Consider the following 13,736-nt stretch of genomic DNA (forward strand, 5'->3'; position numbering starts at 1 on the left):
AGACTAGCGAGGCAGGAAATAGTTCACAAAAATTTTAAATTTTTTTACTTTTTTGCAAAAAAGTAGTGATTTGCTCTTCAATACCCTGTGCGTCTAGTTTTAAATCTGCCAAAATTTCTTGTTGTGTGCCTTGTGGAATGAAGAAATCTGGCAAGCCTAATTGTAAAAGTGCGGTGCTTTTTTGCTGAGAATTTAGCACTTCTGCCACGGCACTGCCAGCACCGCCTTGAATGGCGTTTTCTTCCAGTGTTACCAATAACGAATGGTTTTCTGCAAGTTGTAAAATTAATGCCTCATCAATGGGCTTGACAAATCGCATATCCACTAAGGTGGCATTTAAGTTTTCTGCGACCGTTTTCGCATTGGCTAACAAGGTACCAAAGTTTAAAATAGCAATATTTTTCCCTTGGCGCACGATTTTACCCTTGCCAAGTGGTAATATTGCTAATGGTTCAAGTTTAACACCAATAGCATTGCCACGCGGGTAACGCACTGCCGCAGGTTTACCACATTGGTATCCTGTGTAAAGCATTTGACGGCATTCATTTTCATCACTTGGCGTCATAATCACAAGATTTGGGATACAACGCATAAAGCTAATGTCGAATGCGCCTTGGTGAGTTTGGCCGTCTGCGCCAACAATACCAGCCCGGTCAATAGCAAATAATACAGGCAGATTTTGAATGGCAACATCGTGGATAACTTGATCATAGGCACGCTGTAAAAAAGTGGAATAAATGGCAACCACAGGCTTGAACCCCGCAATGGCTAATCCCGCAGCAAAGGTAACGGCGTGCTGTTCGGCAATGGCAACATCAAAATATTGTTGTGGAAAGCGGTTGGAAAATTCAACCATTCCTGAACCTTCACGCATCGCAGGGGTGATTCCGATTAATTTCGGATCTTGCTCTGCCATTTCACATAGCCAGTTACCAAAAATTTGTGAATATGTTGGGGTGGTGGATTTTGGTAATTTTCCGCTTGTGGGATCGAATTTCGGCACACCGTGGAAGCCGATTGGATCTTGTTCCGCAGGGGCGTAGCCTTTGCCTTTTTTGGTTTTAATATGCAAGAATTGCGGCCCTTTCAGACTGCTCATATTTTTCAACGTGCTAATTAACTCGTCCACATTATGACCATCAATTGGGCCGATATAGTTAAAGCCTAGCTCTTCAAACATTGTGCCAATCGGTGAAACGAAGCCTTTAACGTGTTCTTCTGTCTTTTTCACAAATTCTTTAATCGGTGGCACGCCAGAGAGAATTTTTTTGCCGCCCTCGCGCAAGGTGGAATAGAAAGAACCAGAAAACAAGCGGGCAAGATAGTTGTTCAGCGCGCCCACATTTTCTGAAATGGACATTTCGTTATCATTGAGAATTACCAACATATCGGTGTGCAATGCGCCAGCGTGATTGAGCGCTTCAAAGGCCATTCCCGCGGTAATTGCGCCATCGCCAATGACACAAACCGTTTTGCGCCCTGCGTTCTCTTTTTCTGCTGCTACGGCAATGCCAAGCCCAGCACTAATCGAAGTGGAAGAATGTCCCACACTTAGTACATCAAATTCACTTTCATCACGCCAAGGGAAAGGGTGAAGCCCGTCTTTTTGGCGAATGGTGGACATTTTATCACGGCGTCCAGTGAGAATTTTATGCGGATAGGCTTGATGCCCCACGTCCCAAATGAGCTGATCGAATGGCGTGTTGAACACATAATGCAAGGCAACGGTGAGTTCTACCGTGCCTAAACCAGAAGCCAAATGGCCGCTACTTTGACTAACACTTTCCAACAAATATCCGCGTAATTCATTACAAAGTTGGGGAAGTTGATCTTTATTTAAAAGACGCAAATCGTCCGGTGAATTAATCAGTGATAAAAGAGGATATTTTTCCATTGTTAATCAAATCCAAAAAAGGGTTAAATTTCGACCGCACTTTAATAATACAAGGCTTAGGCGGTGTCCAATATATTAATTTTTTCTTGTTACAATAAACTCGCTCAATGCCTTTAATGGCGAGCTATCAAAAGGTAATTTGGCCAAAGCATCAAGGGCTTGTTGATGAAGTTCTTGCGCTTTTTCTTTCGCCCCTTGCAAGCCGAGTAATTTCGGGTAAGTGCTTTTATCTGCAGCTAAATCCGCCCCCACGGTTTTACCAATCACATCGCTTTCGCCTTCAATATCTAAAATATCATCTTGCACTTGGAACGCCAGCCCAATGGCATCGGCATAGCGTTCAAACTGTTGGCAAAGTTGTTTGTCGGCAAAATGCGGTGAACAAAGAAAGCCCATTTTTAATGCACAGCGTAGCAACGCGCCCGTTTTGTTGCGATGAATTCTTTCTAATTCCGTTAGGCTGACTTGTTGATGCTCAGCTTGCAAATCAAGGCTTTGCCCTAAACACATTCCTTGCACACCAGAGGCTTTTGCCAATTCCGCCACCAAAGCAAGGCGTTGTTCGGCAGATAAATTTGGCGTTTGGCTCAGTAATTCAAACGCAAAGGCTTGTAACGCATCACCTGCCAGAATGGCGGTGGCTTCATCAAAGGCAATATGACAAGTTGGGTGTCCACGGCGCAATGCATCGTTATCCATTGCAGGCAAATCATCGTGAACTAAAGAATAAGCGTGAATTGCTTCAATGCCTGCGGCGGCATAATCCAAATGCACGAGTTCTGCCCCTAACATTCTGCCTGTGGCATAAACCAAAAACGGACGAACACGCTTTCCACCCAATAAAAGCGCATATTTCATCGCTTCCGCAAGGGGAGAGGGTTGCGTGTCAATTTGCTCAAATTGGTGCTTGAGAAATTGATTAATCCGCTGTTGAAATTGTTGTAAATCCTGTGCAAATTGGTACATAGCAGTGGCTTAGTTATTGGGTTGCTTATTCGTTGTTTTGATAGTCGCTTAATTCTGCTTTATCGCTTTTAGAAAGCAAAATTTGAATGCGCTGTTCCGCTTGTTGTAAACGCGCTTGACCTAATTGGGCTAGCTTAATTCCGCTTTCAAAATCCTTTAACGCCTGTTCTAAAGGCAATTCGCCACTTTCTAAACGAGCAACAATGCTTTCTAATTGAGTTAAGGTGGTTTCAAAATCTAAGCTGTTTTCGTCTGTGGTAGGTTTGCGTGCCATTGTTTTTCCTAAATTCAAGCTAAATAAATGCCACATTGTACTGTATTTTTATGGACTTGTTAAAGCCTATAGCAAGATTGTTGCGCAAAAAATCTCAGAAAAAAGCACCGCACTTTTGTTTCCTTTGCTCAGCCCCAAAACAGGCGAGAGCAGCGGACGAGAAAAATTGGGGATTTGTAAAAGATGTTGTACAATACCGCCCAATTTTTTTGCTTAAAACAGAAGTATTCCAATGAAATTTATTATTAAACTTTTCCCTGAAATTATGATTAAAAGTGAAAGCGTGCGTAAACGCTTTATTAAAATTTTGACAGGGAATATTCGCAATATTTTGAATAAATATGATGACACGGTGGCCGTGGTGAAGCACTGGGATTATATCGAAGTGCGGTCAAAAAATGCGGAAAATCGTGCCTTATTAATTGAATTATTAGGACGAATCCCCGGCATTCATCATTTTCTTGAAGTGGAAGAAAAACCGTTCAACAGCGTGCAAGATATTTTCCAGCAAACCTTGCAAGATGTAGCTCATCTCCTTGAAAACAAAACCTTTTGTGTGCGTGTAAAACGCAAAGGCAAGCACGATTTTTCTTCCCTTGATGTGGAACGCTATGTCGGCGGTGGCTTAAATCAACATATCGCCAGTGCGAAAGTGAAGCTCAGCAAACCTGATGTTACTGTTCGCATTGATATTGAAGACGACAAAATGATGCTGGTGAAAGCCCGTCATACAGGACTGGGCGGTTATCCTATTGGCACGCAAGAAGATGTGCTTTCGCTTATCTCGGGCGGCTTTGATTCGGGCGTATCCAGTTATATGCTGATTCGCCGTGGCTCGCGCGTGCATTATTGCTTCTTTAATCTGGGCGGTGCGGCACACGAAATCGGCGTAAAACAAATGGCGTATCATATTTGGAATCGCTTTAGTGGCTCGCATAAAGTACGTTTTGTGGCGATTAATTTTGAGCCTGTGGTGGCAGAGATTTTAGAGAAAATCGACAACGGCCAAATGGGTGTGGTGTTAAAGCGAATGATGGTGCGCGCTGCAAGCAAAGTGGCAGAACGTTTTGGCATTCAAGCCATTGTTACGGGCGAAGCGCTAGGTCAAGTTTCCAGCCAAACCCTCACCAATTTGCGCCTAATTGATGAGGCCGCCGATGCTCTTGTGTTACGTCCGCTTATCACCCACGATAAAGAACAAATTATCGCAATGGCAAAAGAAATTGGCACAGACGATATTGCGAAATCAATGCCGGAATTTTGTGGCGTGATTTCAAAAAATCCAACGGTTAAAGCGGTGCGAGAAAAAATTCTTAGCGAAGAAAATCATTTTGATTTCAGCGTATTAGAAAGTGCGGTGCAAAATGCGCAATATTTAGGTATTCGCCAAATTGCAGAACAAACGGAAAAAGAAGTGGTGGAAGTGGACACCATTTCCGTATTAGGCGAAAACGACATCGTAATCGACATTCGTAGCCCCGAAGAAACAGACGAAAACCCATTAGAACTGGCAGGGCAGGAAGTGCGTTTAATCCCATTCTATAAACTTTCTACTTTATTTCCAGAATTAGACCAAAGCAAAAATTACGTCCTTTACTGCGAACGCGGCGTAATGAGCAAACTCCAAGCCCTTTATTTAAAAGAAAATGGGTTTGGGAATGTGAGAGTATTTAGAAAATAGTTGTCAGTAGATAGGCGATAAATAAGAATGCACCATTGAAGAATGGTGCATTTTTATTTGGAAAACTTTGCGCTACTTCACATTTTTTTATATCCATTCTTGTGTTCAGGTTATATTTGGCTAGGATATAAATGTTAAATATATGTTAAAAATGAAAATAAGGAGGGTATTTATGTTAATAAAAGTAGGGATGTTTCAAACCTTAGCGCTTGCCGTAGTAGCAATTTATGTTGGGGAATTTATTCGTCAGCAATTTCCAATCTGGAAAAAATATTGTATTCCTTCTCCTGTTATTGGTGGTGTGATTTTTGCGTTACTAACAACGTTAAGCCACAGTCTAGATTTAATTTCCTTTCAGTTTGACTATAAAACGATTAATACATTTTTCTATAATGTGTTTTTTGCCGCAATGGGGTTTGCCGCAAGTTTTGCACTATTAAAGAAAGGGGGAAAATTAGTCCTTATTTTCAGTGCATTAGCCGCTGTATTGGCGATTTTGCAAAATGTTTTAGCTCTCGGTGTTGGAACATTGTTGGATATGAACCCATTAACTGCATTAATGGCAGGCTCTATTCCATTAACGGGTGGGCATGGTAATGCTGCTGCGTTCGCGCCGTTAGCAGAGCAGCAAGGTGCGGTTGGCGCAATGGAAGTTGCAATTGCCGCAGCAACCTTTGGTTTGGTGGCGGGCTGTATGCTTGGTGGGCCATTAGGCAGAGGTTTGATAAAAAAATACCATCTAGAACATCAAGTAGAAAATGGGCAGGTTATTGAGCGTGAAGATAATGGTATTCTTGCCAAAATTAGTTACCGCCGTTCAAGCCAAGCCGCATTTTTATTGCTTTTGGCTTGTGGTATTGGGCAAACGCTCTTTTACCTAATGCAAGTTGCCTTTCCTAAAGTGAACATTCCTATTCACGTAATGAGTATGTTGGGTGGGGTAGTTCTACGTTTAATTTTGGATACGAGAAAGCGCGACAACCAAGCCTTGTATGAAACCATTGGCATTATTGGGGAAATTTCCCTTGCCATTTTCGTTTCAGTGGTGATTATTACGATGCAATTATGGAAACTTGCCGATTTGGCGATACCATTAATTATTATCTTGGTTTTGCAAGTCTTATTGTGCTATGTATTTTGCGTTTTCATTACGTTTAGATTATGCGGTAAAAATTATGATTCAGCAGTGATAGCCACTGGACATTCCGGCTTTGGATTAGGGGCTGTTCCTGTTTCAATGGCAACAATGACTGCGGTTTGCGCCCGCTATCGCTATTCGAAGATCGCTTTCTTTGTTGTTCCGTTAATCGGTGGCTTTATTAGTAATATTAGCAATGCCTTAATTATTACTTTTTTCCTTAATATCGCCGCATAGAGGTGATTGGGTATGGTAACTTAAAATTTTTGATCTAGGATAAGTTGTTAGTGCGGTGGAAAAAATAGAAATTTTTCCACCGCACTTATTTTGGAGATAATCAAGAACGATTTAATTCAACCAGTTGTTTTTTGGTTAATGCAAAAACACCTAATCCCCCGTTTTTCAGTTCTAGCCACTGGAATGGGGCGTTAGGGAATTGTTCTATTAGGTGGATCATACTGTTTCCTACTTCGCAGACTAATACCCCATCATCGGCTAAATAATCCGGTGCAGCTTTTAAGATTCGTTTGGTTATTTCGAGTCCATCAACGCCAGAACCTAATGCCATTTCTGGCTCGTGGTGGTATTCTTCTGGCATATCGTCAAGGTCTTCTTTATCCACATAAGGAGGATTGGTCACGATAAGATCGTATTTATCTTGGGGAAGATTGTTAAATAGATCCGATTGAATTGGGAATACACGATCACTTAGGTTGTGGTGCATAATATTGATTTCTGCCACATCTAAAGCATCGGTAGAGAGATCAATGGCATCAACCTCGGCATTTGGGAATTGAGTCGCACAGGCAATTGCAATACAGCCACTGCCTGTACACATATCTAAAATTCGTTGTGGTGCTTTGGTGAGCAGTCCCGCAAAGCGGTCTTCAATTAAGGCACCAATGGGGGAGCGAGGCACGATCACTCGCTCATCGACATAAAACTCCAATCCACAAAACCACGCACGATTGGTTAAATATGCCACGGGAATGCGTTGTTCAATGCGTGCCAAAATGAGTTCCAATAAACTTGCTTTTTCGCTTTGTGTTAAACGGCTATCATAAAGCTCACTGGGTAAATCGGGCGGGAGTTGTAATGCGGTTAATACGAGTTGTTGCGCTTCGTCCCAAGCGTTGTCATAACCGTGTCCGTAATATAAATCAGAGCGATTAAAAGTGCTGTATGTCCAGCGCAAAAAATCTTTTAGGGTGTAAAGCGAATCAGGAACGTTGTCCGCGAGAATTTGCTGAATGAGTTCTTGGTTAAATGTGGTCATAGGTTGTTTCCAGTTTCAAGGATAAAATTGTGGCTATTTATAGCATAATATTATGTTATGATTAAACTTATTTTAAATTTACAGTAATAATAAATATGCTAAACGATGAAGATATGGCATTGTTTCGTGATGCGGTGCGAGGGGCTACGCCTTTAAAGCAAAATGAATTTGTGCCAGGTTATAGAAAAAATAAACAAAAACAAGAGCAGCGTGAACAACGTGAAAGGGAAGATACCTTGTTCTTTTTTTCTGACGAATATGAGCCTTTGTTGAATGAAGAGGGGGCGGTGAAATATTTGCGCGAGGGGGAGGATTCCTATCTGCTTAAGCAATTACGCCGTGGTGATTTTTCTCCAGAGCTATTTTTGGATTTGCACGGTTTAACCCGAGAGAAAGCGAAATTGGAGCTAGCGGCGCTAATTCAAGCTTGTGAAAAAGAGCATATCTATTGTGCAAGCATTATGACAGGCTATGGAACTTATACGTTGAAACGTCAAATCCCTCGTTGGCTTGTGCAGCACCCCCGTGTTCGAGCCTTACACCAAGCGCCAAAAGAATGGGGCGGGGAAGCAGCAATTTTAATTTTGCTTGAGGTGTAGCGTTCTTGTTGTAAGGACGCTGTTTTTTATTTTTCAAGATAATGTCTAAGATTATCCATTTGTTTTTCTGCTTCATTTATCCCTAATACATACATCGCCTGAATTTTTCGCGGATCTTTTTCAATACGTTTGATATGCAGATCTTGCGGTGGGCGAATGACGAAAATTTTTCCTTCCTGTTCTAGCTTAATAATTTTCTCGATTTGTTGATTATAGTCTTCCGCTCGTTGAATAAGCTTTTCGGCAAGGCGGGGATATTTGCGGTAGAACCAATTAATCAGCCATTTTGCTGACGGTTTTTTGCGATAATCTAAAGTGCGGGTCAAAATAACGATAATTTTTTCGTAACCTAAGTGTTGACAAAAATCCAATGGAATACTGTCGGCAATTCCGCCATCTAAATATTTTTTACCATTAATTTCAACATATTGCGAAACAAAAGGCATTGCGGAAGTGGCACGTAAGGTTTCCATCTGGGCAAAAGGATCGGTGATTTTTACATATTCTGCTTCCCCCGTTTCAATATTGGTGAGCGTGGTGTAGAAATCTGTATTGGCTTGTTTGAACGTTTCGTTATCAAAGGGATCAAGGGTGAACGGCACTTGATAAAAAGCGAAATCTTTATTCACAATATTGCCCGTGGTAAATAGGCTAGTAAAGCCGAGATAGCGCTTATCATTCAAGTATTTTAGGTTATAACGAATGACACGCCCTGCTTGTTTAGAAGGATAATTCACACCAAATAGCGCACCAGCCGACACGCTCACAATGCCGTCAATATGCACATTTTCTTTAAGAAATACATCAAGCACGCCAGCGGTGAACATTCCGCGCATTGCGCCACCTTCTAACACTAATCCAACTTTCATCATCACGCCCTTTGAAATTCAAAGGCTAGATGATAACACTTGGTTAGGGTTCATCAAGCAATAAATTTACTTTATAATGCCAGCCCATTAGATGAAATTAGGATAGAAAAATGAAAATTGCCCTAGGTGTTGAATATAACGGCAAGAATTATTTTGGTTGGCAACGGCAGGAGAGTGTTGCCAGCGTGCAAGAGCGGTTGGAAAAAGCCATTTCTTTTGTGGCGAATGAAGACTGTCAAATTTTCTGCGCTGGGCGGACGGATTCTGGCGTACACGCAACAGGGCAGGTGGTGCATTTTGAAACCAGTGCTATTCGTGCAGAAACGGCGTGGAGTTTTGGGGTAAATGCCAATTTGCCCGATGATATTGCAGTATCTTGGGCAAAGCAGGTTGATGAGGATTTTCACGCGCGCTTTAGCGCTACTGCGCGCCGTTACCGCTATGTAATTTATAACAATAAATTGCGCTCGGCGATTTTGCCAGAAGGGGTTACTCATTATCATCAGCCGTTAGATCACGCATTAATGCACCAAGCAGGGCAGGCGTTATTGGGGGAAAATGATTTTTCTTCTTTTCGTGCGGCACAATGTCAATCCAATACACCGTGGCGAAATGTGCATCATTTGAACGTGATTAGACAAGGAAAATACATTATTGTAGATATTAAAGCCAATGCCTTTGTTCATCATATGGTGCGAAATATTGTAGGCAGCTTAATGGAAGTGGGGGCAGGGCGTCAACCTGTGGAGTGGATAAGCTGGCTGCTCGCGCAAAAAGATCGTAAGTTGGCTGCGCCCACCGCCAAACCAGAAGGGCTTTATTTAGTGCAAGTGCATTATCCTGAACAATTTGCCATTCCGCAAAATGCACTTGGGCCACTTTATTTGTCCGATCAGTTATAGCGTTTAAAAGCTAGAATCTTAGTGCAAATTATGGTGTAATAAGCAGAATTTTTTATGAATAAGAAAGGGTTAAAATGAGCTGGATTGATCGAATTTTTAGTAAGAATACGGCATCAAACACACGCAAGGCCAACGTGCCAGAAGGCGTTTGGACAAAATGTACTTCTTGCGGACAAGTATTATATCGTGATGAATTAACGCGTAATTTAGAAGTTTGTCCAAAATGCGGACACCATATGCGTATTGATGCGCGTACACGTTTATTGGCTTTATTAGATAAAGAAAGTGCGGTGGAAATTGCCGCAGATCTTGAGCCAAAAGACATCTTAAAATTCAAAGACTTAAAAAAATATAAAGATCGTTTAACCGCAGCGCAAAAAGAAACGGGCGAAAAAGATGCGTTAATCGCAATGGCAGGTACATTATATGGAATGCCTGTGGTTGCTGCAGCGTCTAACTTTAGTTTTATGGGCGGTTCAATGGGCGCTGTAGTCGGGGCAAAATTTGTTAAAGCAGCGGAAAAAGCCATTGAAGACAATAGTCCTTTTGTCTGTTTTTCAGCCAGTGGTGGCGCGCGTATGCAAGAAGCATTGATTTCGTTAATGCAAATGGCAAAAACCAGTGCAGTTTTGGCAAGAATGCGTGAAAAAGGCATACCCTTTATTTCCGTGCTAACCGATCCAACCCTTGGTGGGGTTTCGGCAAGTTTTGCAATGCTTGGCGATATTAATATTGCTGAACCTAAAGCCTTAATTGGCTTTGCTGGCCCACGCGTGATTGAGCAAACCGTGCGTGAAAAACTGCCAGAAGGTTTCCAACGCAGCGAGTTCTTATTAGAAAAAGGGGCGATTGATATGATCGTAAAACGCGGTGATATGCGTGAAACCCTTGCGAGCTTGTTAAGCAAACTTTCTAATAAGCCTTCTCCTTTTGTGCAAGCTGAATTAGTAGAAAATCTCCCTGAGAATGAGTAATTTTAAATCTTCTTTAACAGCCACTTCGCCTTTGTCGCAGTGGCTTTCTTATTTGGAACAAAGCCATTTTAAAGCCATCGATTTAGGTCTTGAGCGCATTAAATCAGTGGCAGAACAGCTTGACTTGCTCAAGCCCGCGCCTTTTGTGATCACCGTTGGTGGGACAAATGGCAAAGGCACAACCTGTCGTTTGTTGGAACAAATCTTGCTCAATGCGGGTTATCGCGTGGGCGTGTATTCTTCGCCTCATTTAATTCGCTATAACGAACGTGTTCGCATTCAAAATCAAGAATTGCCCGATGCGCAACATAGTGCCTCTTTTGCCTTTATTGAGCAGAATAAAACCCAATCTTTGACCTATTTTGAATACAGCACCTTATCGGCGTTGTATTTGTTTAAACAGGCTAAGCTTGATGTGGTGATTTTGGAAGTGGGGCTAGGCGGCCGCTTAGATGCCACCAATATTGTGGATAGTGATATTGCGGTGATTACCAGCATTGATATTGATCACACGGATTTTCTTGGTGATACCCGCGAGCAAATTGCCTTTGAGAAAGCAGGGATTTTCCGAGCGAATAAACCTGCCATTATTGGTGAGCCTGATGTGCCGAATACAATGCTGGAACAAGCGCAAAAGCTGCATTGTCAGCTCAGTCGCCGTGGGGTAGATTGGACATTCAGCCAAACCGCTCAAGGCTGGCAATGGCAAAGTAAATACAGTCAGAATGGCGAAAATGAAAGCAAAAAAGTGCGGTTGGAAAATCTGCCTTTTCCACATATTCCGCTAGCGAATGCTGCCACCGCTTTAGCGGTGTTGCCTTATTTGCCGTTTAACATTGCAGAACAGCATATTCGTGAAGCGTTGCAAAATGTCCAACTTACAGGGCGTTTCCAACTGCTGGATAGAGTACAGCGACAGCGTTTAAGCGAATTGTTACATTGTAACGAAAAAGCCTTGCCACAAGTGATTATTGATGTAGGGCATAATCCACACGCCGCAAAATATTTGGCAGAAAAACTCACCGCACTTAAACAACCGACACAACGTATTCTGGCGGTTTGTGGTATTTTGAAAGATAAAGATACCCAAGGCGTGCTTTCTCCACTGCTTGATGTGATTGATGAATGGCATTGTATTAGTTTGTCTGGCTATCGTGGACAACGTGGCGAAGAATTGTTAGCCGAACTGCAAGCACTGGCGTTATCACAAAATAAAACGCTGAAAGCAAGCTCATCTTCCTCAATGGAGCAAGCGCTACAAAGTGCGGTGCAAAATTCGCAAGAAAATGATGTCCTGCTAGTTTTTGGTTCATTTTATACCGTAGGGCTGTTGTTGGAATTATTAGCATAAAAAATGCCCGACTAAGGGCATTTTTTGTGGCAATTATAATATCAATGAAGTTGTTATGCTAAAGACGCCACCATTACCGCTTTAATGGTGTGCATACGGTTTTCTGCTTGGTCAAAGGCGATGTTCATTGGTGATTCAAATACGTCTTCTGTGACTTCAATACCGTTTGCTAAGTGCGGGTATTTTTCAGCGATTTTTTTGCCGACTTCGGTTTCGCAATTATGGAAAGCAGGCAGGCAGTGCATAAACTTCACTTTAGGATTGCCGCTGCGTTGCATTAGAGCAGGGGTTACTTGATAAGGCAACAGTAAATCAATGCGTTCGCCCCAGCTTTCAAGCGGTTCGCCCATTGATACCCAAACGTCTGTATGCACGAAATCAACGCCTTTTACAGCAAGATCGACATCTTCTGTAATGGTGATTTTTGCCCCTGTTTGTTGCGCAAATTCTTGACATATTGCCACTAATTCCGCTTCTGGTTGCAAAGCTTTTGGCGCGCAAATGCGAACGTCCATTCCTAATTTTGCCCCGATTAATAATAATGAATTGCCCATATTATTGCGTGCATCACCAATATACACATAGCTAATTTCTGACAACGGTTTGTCGCAATGTTCCATCATTGTAAGCACATCTGCTAGCATTTGAGTTGGGTGGAATTCATCGGTTAAGCCGTTAAAGACTGGCACGCCCGCATATTCAGCTAGCTCATTGACCACCGCTTGTTTAAAGCCGCGATATTCAATGGCGTCATACATTCTTCCGAGTACGCGAGCGGTGTCTTTCATACTTTCTTTATGCCCAATTTGGGAAGAATTTGGATCAATATAGGTCACATTTGCCCCTTGATCATAAGCCGCCACTTCAAAGGCGCAGCGTGTGCGGGTGGAGGTTTTTTCAAAAATTAAGGCGATGTTTTTGCCTTTTAATTTAGGCTGTTCTGTGCCTGCATATTTGGCGCGTTTTAAGTCTTTGGCAAGTTGCAGCAAAAACTTAATTTCTTCTGGCGTGTGGTGCACAAGACTAAGTAAATGACGATTTTTTAAATTGAAAGGCATAATAGTTTCCTCTTATGTTGTGTTTGCAAATTTTGTTGGTATATTACTGATTTCTTTTCGGTGAATAAAGGTAAAAATATGTTAGATCAAGCATTATTAAGTTTAACCCACGAACAACAGCAAGAGGCAGTGGAAAAAATTCAGGCATTAATGGAGCAGGGCGTAAGCAGTGGTGAAGCCATTGCGATGGTAGCAAAAGCATTGCGTGAACAACATCAACAAAATGCAGAAAATCATTCACGTTAAGTAATAATTTCATACCTAAATTAAAAATTTTGGAGTAATTTTTTATTTGCTGAACTGTGTAAGCAACGCATATATAAAGAAATTTTGTGATCTCTGTTTGATTTTAGAAGATTTGTTATTGCGAAAAAGTGAAATTTATTTGAATATTTACTCGAAAAATTAGGGAATAAGGCGAGTGCTTTATTGGTTTTCAAAGTTCTATCTGAGATAGAAAATCCATTTAGAGGTTAAATGTTTATTATGGAAGTTGGTGTTGTTAAATGGTTCAATAACGCAAAAGGGTTTGGATTTATTTCAGCGGAAGGCAATGACGCAGATATTTTTGCGCATTATTCTGTGATTGAAATGGAAGGTTATCGTTCGTTAAAAGCGGGGCAAAAAGTCAATTTTGAAGCTGTACACGGTGACAAAGGCTCTCACGCAACCAAAATTGTCCCAGTAGTAGAATAGACAAAATTATTTCATATCCTTTAAGAATAAGGCAAAGCGAAATACTTTGTCTTTTCTC

The 13,736-nt window shown here is 41.8% G+C and carries 14 protein-coding genes; 8 read left to right on the plus strand and 6 right to left on the minus strand.

What is annotated here, in order from left to right; genetic code table 11:
- Nucleotides 1-34: 34 nt before the first annotated feature.
- The 3 genes from dxs to xseB all read right to left on the minus strand — a co-directional run bounded on the left by dxs (nucleotide 35) and on the right by xseB (nucleotide 3,134).
- Complete coding sequence (gene dxs, locus ACLS0A_RS01885) at nucleotides 35-1,894, minus strand: 1-deoxy-D-xylulose-5-phosphate synthase (RefSeq protein WP_416082184.1); 1,860 nt, start codon at nucleotides 1,892-1,894, stop codon at nucleotides 35-37.
- A 75-nt stretch (nucleotides 1,895-1,969) separates the two neighbouring features.
- Nucleotides 1,970-2,860, minus strand: coding sequence for a (2E,6E)-farnesyl diphosphate synthase (gene ispA, locus ACLS0A_RS01890; protein ID WP_416082185.1), 891 nt, complete (start codon nucleotides 2,858-2,860; stop codon nucleotides 1,970-1,972).
- 25 nt (nucleotides 2,861-2,885) lie between these two features.
- Nucleotides 2,886-3,134: an exodeoxyribonuclease VII small subunit gene (gene xseB / locus ACLS0A_RS01895; protein WP_103852912.1), complete on the minus strand. Its 249-nt coding sequence runs from the start codon at nucleotides 3,132-3,134 to the stop codon at nucleotides 2,886-2,888.
- Nucleotides 3,135-3,366: 232 nt separating this feature from the next.
- Between xseB and thiI the strand changes: the two genes are divergently transcribed.
- On the plus strand, nucleotides 3,367-4,815 hold the full coding sequence (thiI, locus tag ACLS0A_RS01900; RefSeq protein ID WP_416082186.1) for a tRNA uracil 4-sulfurtransferase ThiI: 1,449 nt from the start codon (nucleotides 3,367-3,369) through the stop codon (nucleotides 4,813-4,815).
- 172 nt (nucleotides 4,816-4,987) lie between these two features.
- On the plus strand, nucleotides 4,988-6,190 hold the full coding sequence (locus ACLS0A_RS01905; RefSeq protein ID WP_416082187.1) for a sodium/glutamate symporter: 1,203 nt from the start codon (nucleotides 4,988-4,990) through the stop codon (nucleotides 6,188-6,190).
- 100 nt (nucleotides 6,191-6,290) lie between these two features.
- Here the strand turns inward: ACLS0A_RS01905 and prmB are convergent, their stop codons facing one another.
- Nucleotides 6,291-7,229, minus strand: a complete 939-nt coding sequence (prmB, locus tag ACLS0A_RS01910) for a 50S ribosomal protein L3 N(5)-glutamine methyltransferase (protein WP_416082188.1) — start codon at nucleotides 7,227-7,229, stop codon at nucleotides 6,291-6,293.
- Nucleotides 7,230-7,324: 95 nt separating this feature from the next.
- On the opposite strand from prmB, the gene smrB reads away from it, so the two are divergent.
- Nucleotides 7,325-7,828: an endonuclease SmrB gene (smrB, locus tag ACLS0A_RS01915; protein ID WP_416082189.1), complete on the plus strand. Its 504-nt coding sequence runs from the start codon at nucleotides 7,325-7,327 to the stop codon at nucleotides 7,826-7,828.
- A 26-nt stretch (nucleotides 7,829-7,854) separates the two neighbouring features.
- Here the strand turns inward: smrB and ACLS0A_RS01920 are convergent, their stop codons facing one another.
- A complete protein-coding gene (locus ACLS0A_RS01920) occupies nucleotides 7,855-8,697 on the minus strand; it encodes a patatin-like phospholipase family protein (RefSeq protein ID WP_416082209.1) in 843 nt (280 codons plus the stop codon).
- A 110-nt stretch (nucleotides 8,698-8,807) separates the two neighbouring features.
- On the opposite strand from ACLS0A_RS01920, the gene truA reads away from it, so the two are divergent.
- The 3 genes from truA to folC all read left to right on the plus strand — a co-directional run bounded on the left by truA (nucleotide 8,808) and on the right by folC (nucleotide 11,924).
- Nucleotides 8,808-9,599 (plus strand): tRNA pseudouridine(38-40) synthase TruA, encoded by a 792-nt coding sequence (gene truA, locus ACLS0A_RS01925; RefSeq protein ID WP_416082190.1) that lies wholly within the window; start codon nucleotides 8,808-8,810, stop codon nucleotides 9,597-9,599.
- A gap of 74 nt (nucleotides 9,600-9,673) precedes the next feature.
- Complete coding sequence (gene accD / locus ACLS0A_RS01930; RefSeq protein WP_416082191.1) at nucleotides 9,674-10,573, plus strand: acetyl-CoA carboxylase, carboxyltransferase subunit beta; 900 nt, start codon at nucleotides 9,674-9,676, stop codon at nucleotides 10,571-10,573.
- Nucleotides 10,566-11,924 carry a bifunctional tetrahydrofolate synthase/dihydrofolate synthase gene (gene folC / locus ACLS0A_RS01935; protein WP_416082192.1) on the plus strand — a complete coding sequence of 453 codons (1,359 nt, stop codon included), beginning with the start codon at nucleotides 10,566-10,568 and terminating at the stop codon, nucleotides 11,922-11,924. The genes accD and folC overlap by 8 nt, the downstream gene beginning before the upstream one ends.
- Before the next feature lie 53 nt (nucleotides 11,925-11,977).
- On the opposite strand, the gene ACLS0A_RS01940 is transcribed toward folC, so the two are convergent.
- Nucleotides 11,978-12,982, minus strand: a complete 1,005-nt coding sequence (locus ACLS0A_RS01940; protein ID WP_416082193.1) for an ornithine carbamoyltransferase — start codon at nucleotides 12,980-12,982, stop codon at nucleotides 11,978-11,980.
- 78 nt (nucleotides 12,983-13,060) lie between these two features.
- On the opposite strand from ACLS0A_RS01940, the gene ACLS0A_RS01945 reads away from it, so the two are divergent.
- Together ACLS0A_RS01945 and cspD are read left to right on the plus strand one after the other, a co-directional pair.
- A complete protein-coding gene (locus tag ACLS0A_RS01945) occupies nucleotides 13,061-13,228 on the plus strand; it encodes a YoaH family protein (protein ID WP_103852880.1) in 168 nt (55 codons plus the stop codon).
- 240 nt (nucleotides 13,229-13,468) lie between these two features.
- Nucleotides 13,469-13,678, plus strand: coding sequence for a cold shock domain-containing protein CspD (gene cspD / locus ACLS0A_RS01950; protein ID WP_103852945.1), 210 nt, complete (start codon nucleotides 13,469-13,471; stop codon nucleotides 13,676-13,678).
- The last annotated feature ends 58 nt before the right edge of the window (nucleotides 13,679-13,736 follow it).

It is taken from the genome of Avibacterium volantium (assembly GCF_049366555.1).
Lineage (GTDB): Bacteria > Pseudomonadota > Gammaproteobacteria > Enterobacterales > Pasteurellaceae > Avibacterium > Avibacterium volantium_A.